The sequence below is a fragment of the Dongia sp. P2_B8 genome, assembly GCF_056404715.1.
Genome location: NZ_JBFUDM010000002.1, coordinates 16,612 through 38,351, shown reverse-complemented (window position 1 = coordinate 38,351; position 21,740 = coordinate 16,612). Strand labels below are relative to the sequence as shown.

Sequence of the window (21,740 nt, the reverse complement as noted above, 5' to 3'; positions counted from 1 at the left end):
CATCGCTCCCCCATCTCGCATGGGTGTCGAGCAGGTCCCGATCGCATCTCGATCGGGCAAAAAGAAACCGCGCCGATCGATCCCGATCGGCGCGGTTCTAACATCACGAAGGTGAAGAAAGTGTTCACATGTGGCGTTACTGACCCGAGAGCGACATGCCGTTGACCTTGGTGTCACCCTTGGCATCGACCTCCAGTTTCAGCTTGTCGACCGGCTTGCCATCAGCACCGGCCTCACGCTTCGCCATCGATTGAATCATGGCCAGACCGCCGACAATTTGCGCGGCATTAGGCGAACTTTGCGCCGCTTCATTGGCCAGTTTCATGGCCTCGTCGAGCCCATGGAGGCCGACATCAAGCGCGCCGATGACGCCGAAGGCGGCCTCGGGCTTTACGTCGAAGGCACCCGTGGCATCCAGCTGCATCACCTCAGAGGTGAGGCCGGAGGGCGCCACGGTCAGCTTCATCGGCGCCTTCTGCATCAATTGCTGCATGGCAACGAACATCGTGCCGATGGCCGCTTCCGAGCGCGTGGGATCGGACGTGATGAGGCCCGGGAAACTGTCGCCGATGAGCTGCCACAGCTCCTTCGACGGCACGTCGGTGAGGTTGAGGTCAAGCTTGCCGGATGCCGGCAGGAGCTTGGCGAACAGCGGATCACCCGCGAAATCCGGGTCGTTGATCACCAGCCCGTCATGGCCGATGGCGAAGTTCATGGCCGACTTTTCAGCATCCAGCCCCTGGAATCCGACGTCGAGTGTACCGCTGCCAAGGTGGAACGGCTCGCTGCCATCCTTGTTCTTGAAGCCCACATCGGCGAGGGCCACGTTGTATTTGACGCCGGCGACGAGGCCCGTCATGCCCTTGATCATGTCGCCGAGCTTCTTGGCTTGCTCGTCGGTGATCCCCTCATTGGCCGTCACCTCTAGGGTGGTGCCGCTTTCCGTGGTGGCCTTTGCCGTCGTCTGAGTTTTCGAGCTGGTCTCGGCGATCTCGGCCATCAGGGTCTGCATCTCGCGGGTCTTTGCGACATATTCCTTGAGCTTGATGCCGCTCATGAGGCCAGTGACGTTGATCTTGCCCAGATCGAAGCTGCCGCCGGTCGTGTCCTTGCCGCTGAAGCCGGTGAGCTCGAACGTGCCGGCCTGGTCATAAAGTCCGTTGCCCTTGTCGGTGCTGGCCAGGTTGGCAGCGAGGCTCTTGGCATTGAAATTGCCGCCATCGGGGGCGCCGTCCTTGGCGGTGATGTCCGTTGCCTGCCAGTCCAGCGACAGGAAGGTCTGCAGGCTGCTGGACCATTCGCCGCTGAAGTTCTTGGTCGTCAGGCTGAGTGCGCCGCTCTCCTTGCCATCCTTTTCCTTGAACGGAAAGGAGGCGGCATGGGTCAGGCTGCTGGCAGTGAAACCATCGCTGCCCTTGGGCGTCAGCTTGTAGCCGACGGTGCCGACATCGAGGCGGCCTTCGTCCTTGGGGCCGATATAAATTCCTTCGATCGCGACGTCGAAGGCGTCCGAACCGGGTGTCACCTTGACTGCGGCATGATGGATCACACGCTGCGCATCCGGGCCTTCGATCAGGGTCAGATAGTCCTCGATGGCCTTCTGGATGATCGGGGCCTGGGCCGGATCAATGGCGGCCACCGTGGTCGCTTGATTGCTGCTTCCGGCCGCCTTGTCGGCATCCTTGTCGCCGCAGGCTGCCATCAGCAGCAGGGCAGCGATGCTGCCGGCCGCCAGATTCGCTTTATGGATTCGGCCGGTTTTCAACCAACGCCCCATCGAACTCACTCCTCAAATGAAATAAACGCCTGAACTGAAAAACTTCGGGCAATAGATCGCCTTATTGCGGCCGAAAGATGGCTCGCAGCCCGAAGAGGCCGACGAACCGCGGATGGAAACTGATGCCGCCTATAACAGATAGAGGATGGCGGCGGAACGCGAAGCTGACGTTTCTGTGATCCCCAACACATCCAACCGATATGCGGGCATCGGCACGTTCCTGTGGCGCATTACTGGCCGAACGGCTTGGCGCCCGGCTGTGGCGCGCCGGGCAGCAGCGGCACGGACGGATCGATCTCGGTTGGTGGCGTTGATGCCGGCAAGGGAATCTCCGCCGGCCCCAACAGAATTGGCGCGGGTTCCGCCGCCGGCGCGGTGACCTCGGGTGTTGCAGTGACAGGTGCCGCCGCCGCGGGCGTTGCGGCGGCAGGTGCTGCTTGCTCGAACAAGGGCGGCAGATCGGGTGCCGGCGCGCTCGCGGCAGGTGCCGGCACAGCCGCCGCTGGCTCGCTGGCAACCGGCGCTGGTGCGGCAGGCTCATCAGGGGCAGGTGCCGCCGCCGCCGGTGCTGTCGTTGGCAGAGTCTCCGGCAGGACCGCCTCTTTGGCCCGCGGCTGCCAGCTGTCATGAAGGCTGGTGGCGGCCGCGATGTCCTGCGGTGTCATGGTGGCAGCGAGGCCGGCCGCCTTCGCGGTGCCCTCAGCGGCACCATAATCAGCCGCGAGCTTGTACCAGGCATGAGCCTGCACCGGATCGCGCGGCAGGCCTTGGCCACCGGCGTAAAGATCGCCCAGCGCCAGCATCGAGGGCGCGTCCTTGGCATTGGCACCGTTCTGGAAATGCTGGACGGCCCGCACATAATCCGGCTGGCCGCCGATGCCGGTCCTGTAAAGCTGGCCGAGATTATATTCCGCGGCGATGCTGCCGCCAGCCGCTGCCTGCTCGAACCATTTGGCCGCTTCCTGCTGGTTCGGGATAACGCCGGCGCCGCTCTGATAGGCACGGCCGAGCTCGTTCATGGCGGCGATGTTGCCGGTCTCGGCCGCACGCTGCAGCCAGCTGGTGCTGCTCTCGAGATCGGGGGCGATGCCGGGCAGGCCTTCGCGCTTGATCACCGCCAGCTTCAGCATCGCCTTGGCGTTGCCGAGATCGGCCGAGCGCGTGTACCAGGCCAGGGCCTCGAGATAATCCTGCGGCACACCCTTGCCGGTTTCATAAAGACGGCCAAGGGCAAACTGGCCATACATCTGCGCCGCGGCGATGAGCTGCGGGCCCTGCGCGCCGAGCGCTGCACCATTGTAGCGCGGTGCCGTGTCGATCTCACCGGCGATGCGGTAATAGGTGGCGGCCTGCTGGAAATCCGGCGTGCCGGCGGCACCGCTCTCATAGATCTTGGCGAGGTTGAAGGCAGCGACCGGGTTGCCGAGCTTGGCTTCCTCGTCGAGGAGCGGAATGGCGCCAGCGATATTGCCGGATTGCAGCGCTGCTTCGGCGGCCGCGTAATCGGCGATCGCTGGCAAGGTGAGGGCAAATTGCGCCGAGACCAGAAGGGCAGCGGAGATCAGCAAGAGACGGCGCATGGGGACTGCCTTCAGCGGTTGAAACGGCCTGTTGAGGCGGCAATCTAACCAAGGCGCCCCCAAAAAGCGAGTAGCGGCCAAGCTTGCGCCGTGCCGGGCAGCTTGCTAAGGGAGGGCGCCCATCCCAGCGGAGCTGCAAGCCTTGAGCCAAATGGCGGCCGACCATGTCCTTTTTATCTGCACGACCTGCAAGGTAGGCGCCGACGGGCCGTATCTGGGGCCGGGCCTGATCGCGGGCTTGTCGGAGACGGGGACGTTGCCGGCAGGTTTCCAGGTGATCGGGACAGCTTGCATGTCGGGCTGTCTGCGTCCTTGCACCGCGGCCTTCCGTGCACCGGGCAAGGCCACCTATATGTTCGGCGACCTCGATCCGCTCACGGACCGCGACGCCCTCATCGAATTTGCGGAACTCTATGCCGCGCGCGCCGATGGCCAGACGCGCCTGATGGAACGCCCCAAGCCGCTCCGCCGCAAGACTATGGGGCGCATTCCCGCGATGCCGGAATTGCCGGGTAGTTAAAACGAGCTCCCTAAAACGAGCTCCCCGGTCCTTTCAGGAATTCAATCTCGTCATCCGTCGAGGGTCGCCCCAGGGCGGCGTTACGGTGAGGGTAGCGGCCGAAGCGCTTGATGATGTCGCGGTGGCGGTGCGCGTAATCGAGCTGCTCCTCGGCGCGGTCGCGCTCCTCCGGTGCTGCTTCTTCATAAAGCTGGGTGAACAATTGGATGGACCGGTCCTGGTTTGCCATGTCCTCGGCATGCTCAAACGGCAGATAGAAGAAGCGCCGCTGCTCGAACGGCAGCGCCTTGTCCTGGCCGCGCTTCACGGCCTCGTCGGCCACAGCCAGTGCGCGGGCATCGCCCAGAAACGCCTTTGCCTGCCCGCGATGGATATTGCGCGCCATCTGGTCGAGGAGGATGAGGAAGGCGAGCGTCCCCATCGGCATCGCCCGCCACTCGTCGAACGCCCCCATTTGGGCTGCATGAATGGCAGCACCGAAGCGCACGCGAATCTCTTCGTCGAAGGCCGGGTCCTTTTCGAACCAGACCGCGCGCGCCCGGGGCGCATACCAGAAGTCGATGACGGAACGGGGATCGATCACGCGGCGACCGGGCCGACATCATTGATCTCGGCAATCCGCGCGATCGCCGGACGGGCGCGGACCTTCTCTGCGAGGCGCCGCACGCCGGGGAAGCGCTTGTAGAGATCGGGGCAGCAATCCTGCCAGGTGGAGAGCATGTAGGAGAGTGGATCGGCGGCCGAGAATTTGTCGCCGAGCAGGAACGGGCCGCTCTTTGTGAGATGCGCATCGATACGCGACCACAGTGCGGCGATTTCCTCCATCGCTTTATCCTGTACGGCTTTGGTGCCGGCGGCGTCCGCGGTGATGCGGTCCGGATAATAATAGCGCAGCATCGCCGGCTGCAGCGTGTTGTTGAGATGGAAGAGCCACATGAGAAAAGCACCGCGCTGCGGATCATTGGCGGCAGGGGCGAGGCCTGCTTGCGGGAAGCGGTCGGCGATGAGCAATGACATGGCGGCGCATTCGCTGACGATGCCACCTTCGGGCAGTTCCATCGCCGGCAGCTTGCCGGCGGGATTGAGCTTCAGGTAGTCCGGTTGCTGATGGGCGCCCTTCGACATGTCGACCAGCACGGTCTCGTATTTGGCGCCGGCTTCCTCGAGGCAGTAATGCGTCGCGATCGAGGCCGAATTGTGTGACCAATAAAGCTTGTACATGATTTCTCTCCCAGGTGGGTTTTGCGGCAGCGTTTCTGGGACGGTGTTATAGAGCATCAAGCCAATCGTCGCCAATGCCCACCACGCATGCTGACGATGCCGGCAAGGAAGGGATCAGCGAGCCGGCTTGTTGCCGCGGCGCAGCAGGACCTGCGCCGTGACGAGGGCGGTCAGAGAGAACAGCATGACCGCAGTGCCGATCGCATTGATCTCCGGCGTCACACCCCGCCGGATCGACGAGAAGACATAGATCGGCAAGGTGTTCTTGGAGCCGGCCACGAAAAAGGCGATCACGAAATCGTCGAAGCTGAAGGTAAAGCTCAGCAGAAATCCAGCGACGATACCGGGCATGAGCTGCGGCAGGGTCACTTGCCGGAAGGTCGCCAGCGGATCGGCATAAAGATCGGCGCTGGCCTCGATGAGACTCCGATCCATGCCGGCAATGCGCGCCCGCACGATGATGATGACCAGCGCCATGGCAAAGAGCGTGTGGGCGGCGATGATCGAGCCATAGCCGAGGCTGAGCTTGGGCGGCGTCTCGCCCGGCCAGATGCTGGCCAGCACCGTGTTGGCCGCATCGAAGGTGGTGACGAGGGCGATGAGTGTCGCGATGCCGATGACGATGCCGGGCACCATGATGGCGACATAGGTGAGGCCATCGAACAGCACCCGCAGCGGCCCGCGCACATTCTGGAGGGCAATGGCCGCCATGGTGCCCATGATCGTCGCCAGCACGGAAGAGGTCGCCGCCACGATGATGCTGTTTTCCAGTGCCGCCAGCATGAGGCTGTTGTTGGCGGCTTTCCAGTACCAGAGGGTGCCGAAGCCCTGGAAGTCGGAGGCGTTGTTGCCGCTGTTGAAGCTGAACACCACGATGAGCGCGATCGGCGCATAGAGGAACAGATAGATGAAGCTGGAATAGGCGCGCAGCATGATCAGGGCCCTACATCAACGATACGTCGCCGCGCCCACTCGAGCGCGTCGCTTTGAGATAGAGACTGACCGTCACCACCATGATGACCACCAGCGCCATGGCACAGGCCGATCCGAACGGCCAGTTGAGGCTCTGCAGGAACAGATCCACCAGCGCATTGCCGATGAAGAACACCTTGCCGCCGCCCAGCATCTGCGGAATGAGATACTCACCCATGAGCAGGATGAAGACCAGCATGCAGCCCGTGATCATGCCGGGTGCCGACAGGGGCAGGGTGATCTGGCGGAACGTCGCGAACGGCCCGGCGCCGAGATCGTCGGAGGCTTCGAGGAGTCGCTTGTCGAGCTTTTCCAGCGAGACGAAGATCGGGAACACCATCAGCGGCAGATAGGCATAGACGATGCCGACCAAAACCGCGAAGGGCGTGTTGATGAAGCGGATGCCCTCAAGCCCCATCAATTCCAGGAGATGCGGCAGGCCGCGGCCGCCTAAGATGAACATCCAGGCATAGGTACGGATGAGGAAGCTGGTCCAGAACGGCACCACCACCAGGATAAGGAGGAAGAGGCGCAGACGCGGATTGGCCTTCACCGCGAGGAAATAGGCCAGCGGGTAGCCCGCGAGCAGGCAGATAAGCGTGCCGGTCGGTGCCAGCATCAGCGTGTTCTTGAACGCAGTCCAGCGGGCGCCGATGTTGAGGTAATTGTCGAAGGTGAAGGCTGCCTGATAGCCGCCGGTCGGCGCCCGCTCGCCCACCGAATAGACCATGATGACGATCAGCGGCAGGATGAGGAGCACCAGATACCAAAGCCCGCTCGGCGCCAGCAGCGCAGCGTTCCACCAGGCTTGCCGGCGTTTTTCTTTGAGAGCGGCTGTGGTCATGATCTCGAAGGGTGACCTCTGAACGAACCCTCGCCCCGCGCTTGCGGGGAGAGGGCAGGGTGAGGGGTAGTTGAATTCAGCCTCGGTGCGAAGATCCCCTCACCCCAACCCCTCTCCCCGCAAGTGCGGGGCGAGGGGCTTTAAGCGAGGGTGCAGGAACTGGTCGTCTTAAGCCGACTTGAACCGGGCCATGATTTCGGCGCGGGCCGGGTTGGTGAGCACGTTGCCGGCGCCGAATTCGAGCGGCGAAAGCAGCTCGGCAGCCGGGTACATGATCGGATCGTTGGCAACCTCCGCCGGCAGCAGCGCGATGACGCGCTTGTCGGCGATGGGATAGCCATGGACCGCGAGCTCCGCGGCGTTCACCTTGGGATCAAGCAGGAAGTTGATGAGCGCATAGGCGCCCTTCTTGTTTGGTGCTTCCTTCGGCACGGCATAGAAATCGGACCAGATCTCGCCGCCTTCCTTGCCCAGCACATAGATGATCTCCGGCAGATCCTTGTGCAGCTGCTTGCCGTCGCCGGTCCAGGCCACCGACATCCAGGCGTCGCCGTTGCGCAGGGCGGGCTGGTAGTCGCTGCTGATGCCAAAGAGATGCGGCTTCACCTCGAGCAGCAATTTCTCGGCATCGGCCAGTTCCTTCTCGTCGATCGAGTTGAAGGAATAGCCGAAATATTTGAGCGCGTTGCCGATGGTGGTGAGCTGATAGTCATGGACCATGACGCGGCCGCTGGCCTTGTCCTTGGTGATGTCCCAGAATTCCTTCCAGCTGGTCATCTTGTCCGGCAGGTTCTTGGTGTTCTGGACGAAGCCGGTGGTACCCCAATCCTTGTGGAGGGCGTAGATCTTGCCATTCACCGTACCAGGCTCGGTCATGCGCGGGTCGGAATAGGCGGCCGGGTCGTAATTGGAAATCTGCGAGAGGTCGAGCGGGTCGATGAGATCGGCCTCGACGTAATTGGCGATCGTGTAGTTGGTCGGCACGAACACGTCCCAGCCGGTACCGCCGGCCTTCAGCTTCGCATACATTTCCTCGTTCGAGCCGAACACAGTGAGCTCGACCGCGGCACCCGTCAGTTCCTTGAACTTCTCGAGATTGGCGGGGTCGTGATAGTTCGGCCAGCTGGTGAGTGCCACCTTGTCGCCGATATCGCCGGCGAAAGAGGGGCGCGGGCGCAGGCCCGGGACAGCGCCGGCCATCACCGCCATCGCCGTGCCAAGACCCGTGACGCCGAGGAAATGCCGGCGCGAGATCGAGCCCATCTGATAGCGACGCAGCTGGGCGATGAATTCCTTGCGTGGATCGGTCATCTCATTCTCCTGAGGGTAACGTGAAAGCCAYCAAACCTGTGTGGCGGCGTTATTGATGTGGAAGGACGCGTCCGTCACCGCCGACGGCGCATCCGAAAATTCTTTTAAACCTCGGCAAGGGCCAAGGCGCGCTCGCGCTTCCAGCCCATGATCACCTGATCGCCTGGCTCCAATGCCTGGCCTTCCGTCGAATGTTTCGGCAGGCGCACCAGCACCGCGCCCAGCCCGTCGGCTTCGACCTGGAACTCGCTGTGATCGCCAAGATAGATGCGGTTGAGGAGGCGTGCCGGCCGTGCGATGTCGAGCCCGGCAGGGGTTGCTCCCGGCTGCCACAGGCCGATCACTTCCGGCCGCACGGCGATGCTGGCGCGAGCCCCCGGCTGCAGCTTCGGGCCCAACCGGCTGAAGGGCGCCTGCAGGGTGAGGCCACTCGCCGTCGTGACGGTGGCACCTTGCGCGTCGCTGCTCGCGACCGCGCCGCTGAAGAAATTGGATTCGCCGACGAAATCGGCGACGTAACGGTTGACCGGCGCGTCATAAAGCTCTTCCGGCGTCCCGAACTGCACCACCTTGCCGTCCTTCATGATGCCGATCGTGTCGGACATGGAGAGCGCCTCTTCCTGGTCGTGCGTGACGAGGACGAAGGTGATGCCAACCTCGCGCTGCAGATTCTGGAGCTCGATCTGCATTTCGCGCCGCAGCTTGCGATCGAGGGCCGCCAAGGGCTCGTCGAGCAGCAAGACGGTCGGCCGGTTGATCAGCGCCCGGGCCAGCGCCACGCGCTGCTGCTGGCCGCCGGACAATTCCCAGGCTCGACGTTTTCCAAGATGTGGCAGGCGCACCAGCTCCAGGGCTGCTGCCACCTGTTTGTCGATCTCGGCTGTGTCGGCGCGGGGTTTTCGCTGCCGGAGGCCATAGCCGACATTGGTCGCCACATCCATGTGCGGGAATAAGGCGTAGTGCTGGAACACCATGTTGACGGGACGGCGATAGGCGGGGACACCGACCACGGACTGGCCGGCGATCTCGACAGCGCCGCTATCGGGCTGCTCGAAGCCGGCGATCAGGCGAAGGCTGGTGGTCTTGCCGCAGCCGGATGGGCCCAGGAAGGAATGGAACGAGCCTTGCCGCAGGCCGAAGCTGACATCGTCGACCGCTTTGACGTCAGCGAAATGTTTGACGACCGAGCGGAACTCGACGTCATAAGCCCCATTGTTTGCACTTGGTCCGGACTCTGGTGACGCCACGAATGCCGCACTCCCCGTTGATCCGGCCAGACCCGCGCGCCATCCCCCGATGCCGATCGCAAGCCGCCGTCCGACGAGTCTTACTGCCTTTGCCGCTCAATGAAAAGCACCCATGTAATTTTCATTTTGGGTGCAGCGTAAAAAGAAACGGCGGCACCAGATGGTGCCGCCGCTGTTGGATGAGCTTGGTCCGGGCCGGCTTAGCGGCGGTCGCCGACGAAGCGCAGCATCATCAGGAACAAGTTGATGAAGTCGAGATAGAGGGTGAAGGCACCCATGATCGACTTCTTGGCGGCGATATCGGCGCCATCGGCATCCCAGTACATTTCCTTGATCTTCTGGGTGTCATAGGCGGTCAAGCCCGTGAAGATCAGCACGCCGAGGACCGAGACGGCGAAACCAAGGCCGGTCGAGCCTAAGAAGATATTGACGACCGAGGCGAGGATGATGCCGATGAGGCCCATCATCAGGAAGTTGCCCATGCCGGTGAGGTCGCGCTTGGTGGTGTAGCCCCAGAGGCTCATCGCCATGAAGGTGCCGGCCGAGATGAAGAAGGTCCGGGCGATCGACTCACCGGTATAGATCATGAAGATCGGCGCCAGGCCCAGGCCCAGGATGAGGGCATATGCCCAGAAGAGGGCGCGCGCCGTGCCAACCTGGATGGCGTTGATGCGGAAGCTGAGGAAGAAGGCGACGCCCAGCGAGGCCAGCATCAGGATGAGGTTGTTGCGGATGATGCCTTCGAACAAGGCGGGGGCGAATTCAGCGCTCCGGAACACGAAATAGGCAACGCCACCGGTGGCGGCCAGGCCGCCGGCCATGTAGGCGTAGACCTTCTGCATGTGGGCGCGCAGGCCAGCATCGATCTCGGCGGACTGCGTCTGAGCGTAACCGCCCTTGACGGTGCTCACCTGAATGGGCCTGCCGGTAATACCGCTATCTGGTCTGGTGACCATGTTGTTCACTCCCTGTTCCATATCCCTACCGCGCATCGTCGCGGATAGGCCTGAATTTAGGACTGTTACCCGGGAAATCAATAGGGCGGGTAGGGGAATCTGCGGGCGAAAGCCATTGCAGATCGGGCTTTTAGCGGCCATAAACCGCCAAACTCACGGGGAATCCGAAGATCATGAAGGGCCGCATCTTTTCCGGCGTACAGCCGACCCATACGCTGCATCTGGGCAATTACCTGGGCGCCGTGCGCAATTGGGTGCGCATGCAGAAGGAATATGAGTGCATCTTCTGTGTGGTGGACATGCATGCGATCACCGTGTTCCAGGACCCGGCTGAACTCACCAAGAACACCCGCGAAGTGACAGCGGCCTTCATGGCGTCGGGCATCGATGTCAGCCATTCGATCATCTTTGCCCAGAGCCAGAACCGGGTGCATGCCCAATTGGCCTGGATCCTCAATTGCGTGGCGCGGGTGGGCTGGCTCAACCGCATGACCCAGTTCAAGGAAAAGGCCGGCAAGGACCGCGAAAACGCCTCCGTCGGTCTCTATACCTATCCGGTGCTGATGGCGGCCGACATCCTGGGGTACCGCGCGACACATGTACCGGTGGGCGAGGACCAGAAGCAGCATCTGGAGCTGGCCCGCGACATCGCCCAGAAATTCAACACGGATTTCGCGATCGACTGCCTGGTGCCGCCAGCACCCGTGATCGGCGGGCCCGCGGCCCGTGTGATGTCCTTACGCGACGGCACCAAGAAGATGTCGAAATCGGACCCCTCCGATTACAGCCGCATCAACATGACCGACGATGCCGACACCATTGCCTTGAAGCTCCGCAAGGCCAAGACCGACCCCGAGGCCCTGCCCGGGACCGAGGTGCTGGATGAAAAGGGCCTGGTGAAGGCCGAAGTGGAAGCCGCGCGCCCGGAAGCCTATAATCTGCTGGCGATCTACGCCGCCCTCTCCGACAAGGAGATCGGGACGGTCATTGCCGAGACTGCGGGCAAGGAATTCTCCGTCTTCAAGCGCGACCTCACGGATCTCGCCGTTTCCGTGCTGGGGCCGATCGGGGCCGAAATGAAGCGCCTGCTCGACCATCCGGCCGAAATCGACGCGGTTCTCTCGCAGGGCGCGCTGAAGGCGCGGGCGATTTCGGAACCGATCCTCAAGGACATCGAAAAGGCGGTCGGGTTCCTCTCGGCGTAGGATGCGGCGCTGAAAAAGGTCGTCATGCCCGGGCTTGACCCGGGCATCCACACTATCAACTGCTGCAGTGGATCCCCGGGTCTTCGCCCGGGGATGACGGTGGGGGAGCCAGAGTCATTGTTTTGCCAAAGCATTGTCTTGAGTGTGGCGATTGCTTATGTCCTGCTGCACCATCTGATCATCGAGGATAGTCCAGATCATGAGCGACGACTTTGACATCCAGGCGCGCGCGAAAGCGGGATGGCGGCGGTTCGTGCCGGCCATGAAGGCTTGGTCGTCGCGGAAGTCCGACGAGGCCATGGCTGAGCTGGAGACGCCCACCGGCCGTAGGCGTCTGGCCAAGGCCCTGCGCTGGTCCGGTGGCGTCCTGCTGGCCTTCATCCTGCTCTATTACCCGATCGGCGCCCTCATCGTGCATCACATCGATGACGACCCCAATTTCGCGCCGCCAGCCATTCCGCCGGAAGCCAGCCAGACCGTGGCGATGGCGGCGGCGCTGATCGACCGCGAGGTCAACGGCACCTCCTGGCCAGCCAATGCGCCCTGGTTCTTTCCGGCGGCCATCCTCGACAACATGCCGAATTTCCAGTCGGGCGAGATCCAAGCCCTGCAGCGTGTGGTCACCGAACTCCGGGACCAGATCGGCCGGTCGCGCGGTACCAGCAGTTCAGATCGGGCCCTGCAGGACGCAGCCTCCTATCTCAATAACCAGCCGGACCTCTGGTATATCGACCTCAGCCGCTCCTGGGCGCCCATGAAGCCGTCCGAAAGCTATTACCAGGACGCCATGAAGGCGCTGATCGACTTCAACGGCCGTCTCACGCGGGGCGATGCCGTGTTCGAGCGCCGCGCCGACAATCTGCTCTCGACCCTCGATCGGATCGGCAAGGATCTGGGGGCAGCCTCCGACGACATCGACAAGGAAATCGACCTGCAATCGGGTTCCTGGTTCGATCTCGATGCCGACGACATCTTCTACCGCAACAAGGGCGAGCTCTATGCCTATGGGCTGTTGCTCCGTGCCCTGGGCCAGGACTTCAAATCGGTGCTGACCGAAAAGGGCGCCGGCAAGATCTGGGAGCGCATGGTCGGCTCCATGCTGGAAGGCGCCGAATTGCAGCCCTGGATCGTCATCAACGGCGAGACCGCCTCGCTGGCCCAGCCGAACCATCTTGCCGAGCAGGGCTTCTATCTGCTGCGCGCCCGTGCCCAGCTGGAAGAGATCACCGACATTCTGCAGAAGTAGAATTTAATCGGCGGATTTCGCCAGGCCAGGCGCAGTTTAGCCAATATCGCGCGCAAGCGCTGCTTCCCCTTGGAATCGCTGTGATTTACAGTGGTGTCGATTTCACCAGGACGCCCGAGTCGTGAGGGGGTCTCGGCGATGGATTTGCGGTCGCCAGAGCGGCCGGACCGGCGGCGGCGTAGTTAGATCAGGGTTTCGGTCACGCTCCCGTCATGTGGGGGAAAGCTTGTGACCTGGGCGACGGCCATCCTCGACTGGTTTCTTGGATTGCAGATTTATCTGCCGATCGCCGAAGTCGCGCTCAACGTCTTCCTGCTGCTGGGCCTAGGTGCCGGGGTCGGCATCCTCTCCGGCCTGTTCGGTGTCGGCGGTGGGTTCCTGCTCACGCCCTTGCTGATCTTTGTCGGTGTCCCGCCGGCCGTGGCCGTGGCCACGCAGTCCAACCAGGTGGTCGCTTCCTCGGTTTCCGGCGTGCTCGCTCACTGGGCGCGCGGCAATGTCGATTTCAAGATGGGCGCCGTCATGCTCTCAGGCGGCATGCTGGGCTCAAGTGTCGGTGTCGGTGTCTTCACCTTGCTGAAAAGCCTTGGCCAGATCGACCTCGTCATCGCCATCGCCTATGTCATCACACTCTCCGGCATCGGCTTCATGATGGCGGTGGAATCGGTCCGGGCGCTGCGTCGTTCACGCCGCTCCATGGCGCCGGCCAAGCTCCACCAGCATAATTGGGCGCAGGGCCTGCCGTTCAAGATGCGCTTCAGGAAGTCGCGCCTCTATATCTCGGCCCTGTTGCCAGGCGGCATCGGCTTCATCGTCGGCATCATGTCGGCCATCATGGGTGTCGGCGGCGCCTTCCTGCTGGTCCCGGCCATGATCTATCTTCTCGGCATGGCGACCGGTGCCGTCATCGGCACGTCGCTCTTCCAGATCATCTTCGTGCAGGCCTGGGTCACCTTCTGGCAGGCCAACACCAACCAGACCGTCGATGTGCTCCTGGCACTCATTCTCACCATCGGCGGGGTCGTCGGCGCGCAGATCGGCGGTCGCCTCGGCGCCAAGCTGCCGGGCGAACAGCTCCGCTTCCTGATGGCCATCGTCATCCTCACCACCGCTGGCGGCCTGTTCTATGAACTGGTGGCGCGGCCGGCGGAGCTCTATTCCATCGTCATCGCCGGGGGCGGACATTGATCACCGCCCGGCTCATGCTTCTTCGGTTCATGTTTCTTCTGGCATTCATGGCGTTCGCTGGCTTGCGTCCGGCTGACGCGCAGGCGCCGCTCATTGCCGATCTCGATGATCATCTCATCGCCATCACGACCGGCTTCGCGGGCGCCGACGTGCTGCTGTTCGGCACCACGGACGGGCCCGGCGATGTCGTCGTGATCGTCAAGGGTCCGGTCGCCGATGTCGAGGTGCTGCGCAAGGAGCGCGTGGGCGGCATCTGGATCAACCGCAAGGGCCTGGGGTTCCAGAACGTGCCGGCCGTCTACATGATGGCGGCTTCCAAACCCCTGACCGAACTCCTTCCGGCAGACCAGCGCGCCTTTTACCAGATGGGTATCGAGAACGTGCGCATGACGCCCGTCTCACCGGACGACACTGATTTGAAGACCTTCTCGCAGGCGCTGGTCCGTGCCAAGCAGAGCACCGGGCTCTTCTCCGACCAGCCGGCGCGCATCCTGTTCATCGGTGACCGGCTGTTCCGGGTCAATCTCAGGGTGCCTTCGACCGTGCCGACCGGCACCTATCTTGCCGAGGTCTATCTGGTGCGCGACCAGAAGATCGTGGGCGCCCAGACCACGCCGCTGGTCATCAGCAAGATCGGCTTCGGCGCCGATATCTACGATTTTGCGCACCGCCATAGCGCCGCCTATGGTGTCATCGCCATCCTGGTGGCGCTGTTCGCCGGCTGGATGGCGCATCTGGCCTTCAGAAGAAGATAAGTGGAGTATGTGGGATGAGCGAAGCTGACGCACCGAAGACGGTCGACCAATCGCCGACCCCCCCGCTGATGACGAGCCGCATCTTCCTGGTCATCATCGACGAATCCCCGGAATTGAAGATTGCGCTCCGCTATGCCTGCCGGCGTGCCGCCAAGACCGGCGGCCGTGTCGCCATGGCCTATGTCATGGAGCCGGCCGACTATCAGGAATGGGTCGGTGTCAGCAACCTCATCCGCGACGAAGCGCGCCAGCAGGCCGAGGCCATCATGCAGAAGATGGCGGGCGAAGTGCACAAACTGTCCGGCAATTTCCCGATCCTCTATTTCCGCGAAGGCGAGCGGCAGGACGAGGTGATGAAGCTCATCGACGAGGAACCCACCATCTCGATCCTGGTGCTGGGTGCCTCCACCGGTCCCAAGGGCCCGGGCCCTCTCATCTCGGCCCTGACCGGCAAGGCGATCGGCAAATTGCGCATCCCGATCACCATCGTGCCCGGCAACCTCACCGAAGCGGATATCGAGAACATCGCCTAAAGGCTCCACTCTCAGTCTTACGGCTGGCTGGCCCCATCACATTTGTGATGGCGGTCATTGCTGTTGAGCCGGATCGAGCCCAATATCCTCTGTGACTTTTGCGATCTTTGGGATTCACGAGGACAGTCATGCGCGCGCGCCTTACCAGGCAGCATTTCCTGCGTCTTTTGATGGGCTTGGGCGTTGCCCTGCCCAGCGCTGCTACCTTCCTGTTGCGGCCGGCTGCCGCTGCCGGCGCCGCGGTGGGATCGGTAACCAAGGTCAAGGGCACCGCCTCGCTGGTGCGCAACGGTACACAGCTGGTTCTCCAGGGCGGCGAAGAGGTCATGGCGGGCGATGTCGTCACCACCTTGGCGGAAAGCCGCCTGCGCATCGCGCTCGCTGACGGTTCGCAGCTCAATCTCGGCGAACTGACCAAGATGACCATCGCAACGTTTGATTTCGCCCCGGAAACGCTGAGCCGCAAGGCTGCCTTCGATCTCAAGGCCGGCCTCTGCCAGGCCGTCACCGCCAAGGCTGCGGCCGGCTCCAGCTTCGTCATTCGCACCCAGAATGCGGTGGCGGCCACCCGCTCGACCGAATGGATCGTCGAAGCCAAGAAAGCCGAGACGTCGGTCTTCGTGCTGGAAGGCAAAGTCGACGTGGCTGAATCCGCCTTCGGCTTCCGCAGCCTGTCCAGCGCCGAGCAGGACAAGGCGATGCTGCTGGGTGCCGGCCAATCCATCACCATCGGCAAGATCGCTTTGGGCGGGACCCTCGCCCCCAAACAGATCGCCGCGAAGAAGCTCGCTGAGCTGAAAGCCGGGCTTTCGCTGGACTGAGTCTGCGCCCCCTCACCCCAACCCCTCTCCCGCGAGGGGAGAGGGGCTTGTGCCATGCATCTCAATACAGATCTCTATGACTGCCTTGGTCTTGCCGGCAGATCTCATCCCCTCTCCCCTCGCGGGAGAGGGTCAGGGTGAGTCAGGGTGAGGGGGTGTTTCCGCTATTCCGCTGCCGGATTGAGCGTCGCCGGATCGACATTGCCGCCGCACAGAATGACGGCGACCTTTTCTCCCAGCGCGGGCTTGTAGGCACCTGACAGCAGGGCCGCGAGCGCCGTGGCGCCGCCGGGCTCGGAGGCCAGGCGCAGGTCGCGCCACAGCACATGCTGGGCGGCGCGGATGGCATCGTCTTCCACCAGCACCACGCCTTCGACAAAATCCTTGGCGATGGCGAAGGGCAATTGGCCGACCCGCCGCGCCCCCAGTGAATCAACAGCGATGCCGCCGACATCGACATCGACCGGCGCCTTGGCGGCAAAGGCGCGCTGCAGGGTCGGGCAGTTCACCGGCTCGACACCCACCACGCGCACGCGGTTCTGGAACCAGGCCGCGACACCGCCGATGAGGCCACCACCACCCACCGCGACCAGCACGGTATCCAGCATGGTGCATTGCGCATCGAGCTCGCGCGCCAGCGTGCCTTGGCCGGCGACCGTGGCCGGTGCGTCATAGGCGTGGATGGCGAGTGCGCCGGTCGCGACCCTGTGTTTTTCAGCGGCAGCCAGCGCGTCGGCATAGGCGCCCGGCACGACATGCACCTTGGCGCCGAAGGACTCGATGCGCGTGATCTTGGCAGCGCTCGCCAGCGCCGGCACGAAGATCTCGGCCTTGTGGCCCAGACTCTGTGCCGCAAAAGCGACGGCGGCACCATGATTGCCGCCTGAGGCAGCGATCACGCCAGCTTCAGGCACCGGCATGGAAAGCAGGGAATTGAAGGCGCCGCGCGCCTTGAACGAACCGCTATGCTGCAGCAATTCCAGCTTCAGCGTGAGATGCGCATGGGTCCCGAGCGCCCCCAGTTCCAGGGGCAGGATCGGTGTCCGCCGCACATGGCCATGAAGCTGCCGCGCGGCAGCCTCGATATCGTCAGCATTGATCATCGGGCGCGATACTAGCGGCGCTCGACCAGCGTGGATAGCAGGATCGAGGAGGTGGTGCGCTGGACACCCGGGAGGTGGCCGATCCGCGTCAGGATCTCGTCGAGATGGGCGGCGTTGCTGGCGCTGACGATGGCGATGGCGTCGTAAGAACCGGACACGGTATAGGCCGATTGCACCTCGGGGAGTTTCTTCAAGGCGCCGATCGCCTGGTCAYGGGCCTTGGGATCGACCGAAAGCAGGACATGCGCGCCGACACCGGGCGCTTCGCCATCCTTGCCGACGACCAACGTATAGCCGGCGATGACGCCATCGCGTTCGAGACGCTTCAGGCGTTCCTGGACAGCACTGCGTGAGAGGGAAAGCTGCCGGCCCAAGGCCGCGGTCGGTGTGCGCGCATTATTGCGCAGCAGCGAGAGAAGTTTGCGGTCGATTTCGTCCAGGCTGCGTTTCGCCATTTGGTCCGTCGATTTGCCGGTAAGTTTATTTCTTGTCGCCTTTTTGCCGGCAGAAGGCAAGGAGCTTTGGCCTGCGACCTTAGTAGAAGGATTGTTGAACGCAGGTGCACAATAACAGACAGATGTCTTCGTCAATCTTCGGGCCGGCAGCGACACCTGTCGTTCATAAATGGTGTCATCCCCGGGTCAAGCCCGGGGGATGACGAAGGGGATTGGGCGGGTTTGTAAGACTCCCCAAGATCGACATCGCCTCATTCCACACCCCGCTATGCCGATTTGTGACAGAGCCATGCCGCTTCCGCTCAACACAGGGGTGGGGGTGCATGCTATTCATCGAAGCGCATCACCTCACCGCCGGCACCCTGAAAATCGCCTGATGGCCATCGAGTCTCCCTCACTGCCGCTGACCGGGCATAAGCCCGGCGCGATGGTATTTGCGATTCTCTACATGCTGGAATCGACCACGCGGGCGCTGGTTCTCACCGTCATGCCGCTGCAGGCGAAGGAAATCTTCGGCAGCGAGGCGAAGGTTACGGCGGTCTATCTGGGTGTCACAATTTTCGGCCTGATCGCCGGCTTCGCCGTGCCGGTCCTCATCCATCGGTATCGGCGCCGCTGGGTCTATTCGATGGGGCTTCTCGTCGGTGGGCTGGCGGTCGTGGCTTTGGCTTTCGATGACCCACTGGGTCAGTTCACGGGACAGGTACTGCGCACCCTCTCCAGCACGGCCTGCATCGTCGCCCTCACGCTCTACGTGCTGGACTTCATCCCGCGTGCGGACCTTGTGCGCTACGAACCGCTCAAACTGCTGCTGGGCTGTCTTCCATGGGGCTTGGGACCCATCGCCGGTGTGGCACTCTACAACGTCTATGGCGCCTGGGCAGTCGCGGCAACCGGCATGGGTGTCGCTCTCATCGCGGTCGCTTTTTTTGCCTATCTACGCCTGACCGAAAATCCAGCCGTCGCCGCGGCCACCAAGCCGCCGCCCAACCCTTTCCTCAGCATCGGGCGGTTCTTCAGTCAGCCGCGACTTCGCCTCGGCTGGACCATTGCCTTCGGACGATCCGGCTGGTGGTCTCTGTTCTTCCTCTATCCGGCCCTCTATTTCCGCGACATGAAGGTCGACGATTTCTGGACCAGCCTCGTCACCGGGGCAGCCAACATCTTGCTGGTCTTGGCCCCGCTATTTGGTTGGATCGGGCATCGCGTCGGCGTGCGTCTGCCGATTATGGTGGCCTTCTTTGGTGCTGGCCTCACCACACTCGCCATTCCCTTTGCTTTCAGCAGCCCATTGGCGGTCGGCATTTTGCTGCTGGTGGCGGCGTTCTTCGTGGTGATGCTGGATTCGCTCGGCAACATCCCGTTCCTCCGCGCGGTGCGGCCGCTGGAACGGCCGCAGATGATGTCGGTCTTCCGTACCTATATCGATATCGGCAATCTGCTGCCCTTCGCGGTGTTCACAGTGCTCCTCCAGTTCTTCGACCAGCGGGCGGTTTATATTGCCTATGGCATTCTGATGCTGGTGGTGGGCCTGTTCGCGAAATACTTGCCCCGCAGCATGTAGTTGCGCGAAGTAGCTGCGACGGTCTCCAAGGGTTCGGCCCAGGGTTCGCCGGGAGTTCGTCCAGGGTTCGCCGGGGGTCCGGTAAGGCGAACCAATCCGCTAGGCTAAAACGGATGCAGCGGTTAGTATAACCCGTTGATTCTTCACTGAAGGCCTTATCCTTTGGCGCGTCCGCCGAAGACGGGGGCCGCGGAATGCGCGACCGGATGAACGACGACAGCAAAGACAATGACATGGCGCGGCGGCTGGCCCGCGCCGAGGCGGCGGTCGCCGATCTCGCCAAAAGCTATGTCGGCTGGGCTATGGCCGATGTCGACAAATGCACCGAATATCTGGCAACAGCCCGGGCGGCGGAACTGCATACCACGCTGCCCGCAGGTGCTGTCGACAACCGCATGATCGCAACGCAGGCGCTCTATGCCGTCGCCCACAATATCAAGGGCCAGGGCAGTTCCTTCGGCTTTCCGCTGATGACGCGGCTGGGGGAGTCGCTCTGCCAGCTGACGCGCGGCAAGCGCCCTTTTCCGGAAACCGACCTCAACCTGGTGGGCTCTCATCTCGACGCCATGCGCCTGGTTCTCACGCAAGAAATCCGTGGTGACGGCGGCGCACTCGGCGACAAGCTCGTCCAGCGGCTGGAGACATTGGTGGCCGAAGCGCTGGGCCCGGATGCCATCGCGGCGAAAGCCGATCTGATCCGATAAGCCGGCATGAATGCCCCTGACATGCGGCTTGTACGCGCGCTGGTCGTGGCGGCGATGCTTTGCACCTTGTCGCCCGTGATGGCTGCTGCCGAAGAACCCTGCACCGTGATGCATGCCCAGTATGGCATGATCGATTTTCCGGCCCTGTCAGCGGGCTTCCGGAAGATAGAACCGCACCCAGACTGGCTGTCGGATGTCGCATTCTATCTGCACTCGGCAGAGACCGACCGCACCTTCTGGTTTTTGTTCGACGGGGGAACCGGTCGATATGTCTATCTGCATTCGACGACGGATGTGACGCGCAAGGATTGGGTGCCACCAGAATCCAATGGGGCATTCGATGGTGCAGTCGATGGCGGCGAGCGACCGCTCGGCACCCAGCATTATCTGGCAGCCGACAAAGATCTTCGCTTCACCCTTGAGATTCCCAAGAGCGATTCCGTTGCACCAGCCTATATCCTGCTGCCGGATCTGCCAGAGATCATGTGGTACAAGGCCGAGCCGCGTGAAGGCGTGCCGCTAGCATTTCTCAAACTTACCGACTGCGCCGGCTAACGGGCGCCGATTAAATCCGTTCCGCCAGCCAGATGGCGAGGCGTGAGCCGGCCTTGATGGCGCCGCTCAGCAGTTCATAGCCCGGTGTCTGTTCAGCGCCGTGGGCCAGGCCCGTGTCGCGGTGCTGCAGTTCTTCGGCACGGAAGGTTTCGATCTTGTCGCGGATGACGGGCTCCGTCGTCCCCAATGCGGCCGTCTGCTGGCGGTAATGCTCGTCGATCACTTCCTCGACCGCGACCGTGCAGGCCATGGCGGCCTTCGGCCCCATCAGCGCCGTGGCCGCCCCCAAGGCAAAACCAGCAACATGCCAGACCGGGAACAGCACCGAGGGACGTGCGCGCCGCTCCACCATCAGCTTTTCGAAGGCCTGCAGATGGACCAGTTCCTGCTCCATCATATGCCGGATGACATGGCCTTCCGGCTTCTTGCCGAGGACAGCGAGCTGTCCTTCATAGATGCGCTTGGCGCCATATTCGCCGGCATGATCGACGCGGATGAGGCGGTCGATCATCTGTTCAGGCGTGAGGTCGCCGGGCAGGCGTCGTCCCGATGGCTGCGGTGCCACAGGTCCTGGCTCGACTTTGTCCTGATCAACGGGGATCGACATAGGTGCGATATTTCCTCAGCGCCGCATTTCTTCAGGGCTGTCTTGATTTGGCAAAGCCCCAGAAGGTGAAGGCCGCCAGCGCCAGCGACAATAGGCCATTATAGCCTGCCATGGAGATGCCGAACAATTGAAAGGCCACATCGTCGCAGCGCGTCACGGGCGCATTCATGATGGCAGCTTCCAGATCGGCGCCAGTGAGGCCGGACATGGCGCCGACACAGCTTGCGTCACCTTCCCACCATTTCTGCTCGACACCGACATGGAAGAAGGCGATGGCAGCGCCCACCAGGAAGGCAAGACCGATGAGCAGGACCGCCCAGCGTTGCACGGGGCGCCGTACGGGCGAACGGGTGCCGAGCACGATGGCGATCACGGAAAGAACGATCGCTCCCCAATAGGCGTCCCGCTGCAGCAGGCAGAGATGGCAGGGGGCAAGGCCGAAGCCATATTGCGCGAGCCACGCAACGCAGAGGGCTGCGAGGCTGAAGCCGGCCGTCAGCCAGGGAATGTGCCGGGGGTCGATGAAAGGGGTGTTGCCACGTCGGGAGTTTTCGGGTCGGGACAAGGGTGGGGCCT

Annotated in this window: 23 protein-coding genes; 10 read left to right on the top strand and 13 right to left on the bottom strand. The window is 62.8% G+C overall.

The window, feature by feature from the left end; translation table 11 throughout:
* Positions 1-136: 136 nt before the first annotated feature.
* Both AC1DWZ_RS05085 and AC1DWZ_RS05080 read right to left on the bottom strand, forming a co-directional pair.
* Positions 137-1,777, bottom strand: a complete 1,641-nt coding sequence (locus AC1DWZ_RS05085; protein ID WP_477167786.1) for a hypothetical protein — start codon at positions 1,775-1,777, stop codon at positions 137-139.
* Positions 1,778-2,007: 230 nt separating this feature from the next.
* On the bottom strand, positions 2,008-3,357 hold the full coding sequence (locus AC1DWZ_RS05080) for a tetratricopeptide repeat protein (protein ID WP_477167785.1): 1,350 nt from the start codon (positions 3,355-3,357) through the stop codon (positions 2,008-2,010).
* A gap of 151 nt (positions 3,358-3,508) precedes the next feature.
* Between AC1DWZ_RS05080 and AC1DWZ_RS05075 the strand changes: the two genes are divergently transcribed.
* Positions 3,509-3,877 (top strand): DUF1636 family protein, encoded by a 369-nt coding sequence (locus tag AC1DWZ_RS05075; protein ID WP_477168269.1) that lies wholly within the window; start codon positions 3,509-3,511, stop codon positions 3,875-3,877.
* Between the two features lie 10 nt (positions 3,878-3,887).
* Here the strand turns inward: AC1DWZ_RS05075 and AC1DWZ_RS05070 are convergent, their stop codons facing one another.
* The 7 genes from AC1DWZ_RS05070 to AC1DWZ_RS05040 all read right to left on the bottom strand — a co-directional run bounded on the left by AC1DWZ_RS05070 (position 3,888) and on the right by AC1DWZ_RS05040 (position 10,428).
* Positions 3,888-4,460: a DUF924 family protein gene (locus AC1DWZ_RS05070; protein ID WP_477167784.1), complete on the bottom strand. Its 573-nt coding sequence runs from the start codon at positions 4,458-4,460 to the stop codon at positions 3,888-3,890.
* A complete protein-coding gene (locus tag AC1DWZ_RS05065; protein ID WP_477167783.1) occupies positions 4,457-5,098 on the bottom strand; it encodes a glutathione S-transferase family protein in 642 nt (213 codons plus the stop codon). The genes AC1DWZ_RS05070 and AC1DWZ_RS05065 overlap by 4 nt, the downstream gene beginning before the upstream one ends.
* 114 nt (positions 5,099-5,212) lie before the next feature.
* Positions 5,213-6,031 carry an ABC transporter permease gene (locus AC1DWZ_RS05060; protein WP_477167782.1) on the bottom strand — a complete coding sequence of 273 codons (819 nt, stop codon included), beginning with the start codon at positions 6,029-6,031 and terminating at the stop codon, positions 5,213-5,215.
* 10 nt (positions 6,032-6,041) lie between these two features.
* Entirely contained in the window at positions 6,042-6,914 is an 873-nt protein-coding gene (locus tag AC1DWZ_RS05055) for an ABC transporter permease (RefSeq protein WP_477167781.1), read from the bottom strand.
* A gap of 168 nt (positions 6,915-7,082) precedes the next feature.
* A complete protein-coding gene (locus AC1DWZ_RS05050; protein WP_477167780.1) occupies positions 7,083-8,225 on the bottom strand; it encodes an ABC transporter substrate-binding protein in 1,143 nt (380 codons plus the stop codon).
* Between the two features lie 104 nt (positions 8,226-8,329).
* Positions 8,330-9,472 (bottom strand): ABC transporter ATP-binding protein, encoded by a 1,143-nt coding sequence (locus tag AC1DWZ_RS05045; protein WP_477167779.1) that lies wholly within the window; start codon positions 9,470-9,472, stop codon positions 8,330-8,332.
* Positions 9,473-9,672: 200 nt separating this feature from the next.
* Positions 9,673-10,428, bottom strand: coding sequence for a Bax inhibitor-1/YccA family protein (locus AC1DWZ_RS05040; protein ID WP_477167778.1), 756 nt, complete (start codon positions 10,426-10,428; stop codon positions 9,673-9,675).
* A 173-nt stretch (positions 10,429-10,601) separates the two neighbouring features.
* On the opposite strand from AC1DWZ_RS05040, the gene trpS reads away from it, so the two are divergent.
* From trpS to AC1DWZ_RS05010, 6 genes are all read left to right on the top strand, one after another.
* Positions 10,602-11,633, top strand: a complete 1,032-nt coding sequence (gene trpS, locus AC1DWZ_RS05035) for a tryptophan--tRNA ligase (RefSeq protein ID WP_477167777.1) — start codon at positions 10,602-10,604, stop codon at positions 11,631-11,633.
* A 199-nt stretch (positions 11,634-11,832) separates the two neighbouring features.
* Positions 11,833-12,879: a DUF2333 family protein gene (locus tag AC1DWZ_RS05030; protein WP_477167776.1), complete on the top strand. Its 1,047-nt coding sequence runs from the start codon at positions 11,833-11,835 to the stop codon at positions 12,877-12,879.
* A gap of 267 nt (positions 12,880-13,146) precedes the next feature.
* The gene (locus AC1DWZ_RS05025) at positions 13,147-14,067 is read left to right on the top strand and encodes a sulfite exporter TauE/SafE family protein (RefSeq protein ID WP_477168268.1); all 921 of its coding nucleotides are present in this window, start codon (positions 13,147-13,149) and stop codon (positions 14,065-14,067) included.
* A 29-nt stretch (positions 14,068-14,096) separates the two neighbouring features.
* Positions 14,097-14,822: a TIGR02186 family protein gene (locus AC1DWZ_RS05020; RefSeq protein ID WP_477167775.1), complete on the top strand. Its 726-nt coding sequence runs from the start codon at positions 14,097-14,099 to the stop codon at positions 14,820-14,822.
* A gap of 14 nt (positions 14,823-14,836) precedes the next feature.
* Positions 14,837-15,355, top strand: coding sequence for a universal stress protein (locus AC1DWZ_RS05015; protein ID WP_477167774.1), 519 nt, complete (start codon positions 14,837-14,839; stop codon positions 15,353-15,355).
* Between the two features lie 128 nt (positions 15,356-15,483).
* Positions 15,484-16,176 carry a FecR family protein gene (locus AC1DWZ_RS05010; RefSeq protein ID WP_477167773.1) on the top strand — a complete coding sequence of 231 codons (693 nt, stop codon included), beginning with the start codon at positions 15,484-15,486 and terminating at the stop codon, positions 16,174-16,176.
* 164 nt (positions 16,177-16,340) lie between these two features.
* On the opposite strand, the gene AC1DWZ_RS05005 is transcribed toward AC1DWZ_RS05010, so the two are convergent.
* Together AC1DWZ_RS05005 and AC1DWZ_RS05000 are read right to left on the bottom strand one after the other, a co-directional pair.
* Positions 16,341-17,279: a threonine/serine dehydratase gene (locus AC1DWZ_RS05005; protein ID WP_477167772.1), complete on the bottom strand. Its 939-nt coding sequence runs from the start codon at positions 17,277-17,279 to the stop codon at positions 16,341-16,343.
* An 11-nt stretch (positions 17,280-17,290) separates the two neighbouring features.
* Positions 17,291-17,734 (bottom strand): Lrp/AsnC family transcriptional regulator, encoded by a 444-nt coding sequence (locus tag AC1DWZ_RS05000; RefSeq protein ID WP_477167771.1) that lies wholly within the window; start codon positions 17,732-17,734, stop codon positions 17,291-17,293.
* A gap of 376 nt (positions 17,735-18,110) precedes the next feature.
* On the opposite strand from AC1DWZ_RS05000, the gene AC1DWZ_RS04995 reads away from it, so the two are divergent.
* The 3 genes from AC1DWZ_RS04995 (at position 18,111) to AC1DWZ_RS04985 (ending at position 20,557) form a co-directional block, all read left to right on the top strand.
* On the top strand, positions 18,111-19,298 hold the full coding sequence (locus tag AC1DWZ_RS04995; RefSeq protein ID WP_477167770.1) for an MFS transporter: 1,188 nt from the start codon (positions 18,111-18,113) through the stop codon (positions 19,296-19,298).
* A 194-nt stretch (positions 19,299-19,492) separates the two neighbouring features.
* The gene (locus tag AC1DWZ_RS04990) at positions 19,493-20,002 is read left to right on the top strand and encodes a hypothetical protein (RefSeq protein WP_477167769.1); all 510 of its coding nucleotides are present in this window, start codon (positions 19,493-19,495) and stop codon (positions 20,000-20,002) included.
* A 21-nt stretch (positions 20,003-20,023) separates the two neighbouring features.
* A complete protein-coding gene (locus AC1DWZ_RS04985; protein WP_477167768.1) occupies positions 20,024-20,557 on the top strand; it encodes a hypothetical protein in 534 nt (177 codons plus the stop codon).
* Positions 20,558-20,567: 10 nt separating this feature from the next.
* Here the strand turns inward: AC1DWZ_RS04985 and AC1DWZ_RS04980 are convergent, their stop codons facing one another.
* Both AC1DWZ_RS04980 and AC1DWZ_RS04975 read right to left on the bottom strand, forming a co-directional pair.
* Positions 20,568-21,164, bottom strand: a complete 597-nt coding sequence (locus AC1DWZ_RS04980; RefSeq protein ID WP_477167767.1) for a demethoxyubiquinone hydroxylase family protein — start codon at positions 21,162-21,164, stop codon at positions 20,568-20,570.
* Between the two features lie 31 nt (positions 21,165-21,195).
* Positions 21,196-21,729, bottom strand: coding sequence for a disulfide bond formation protein B (locus AC1DWZ_RS04975; protein WP_477167766.1), 534 nt, complete (start codon positions 21,727-21,729; stop codon positions 21,196-21,198).
* Positions 21,730-21,740 lie beyond the last annotated feature (11 nt).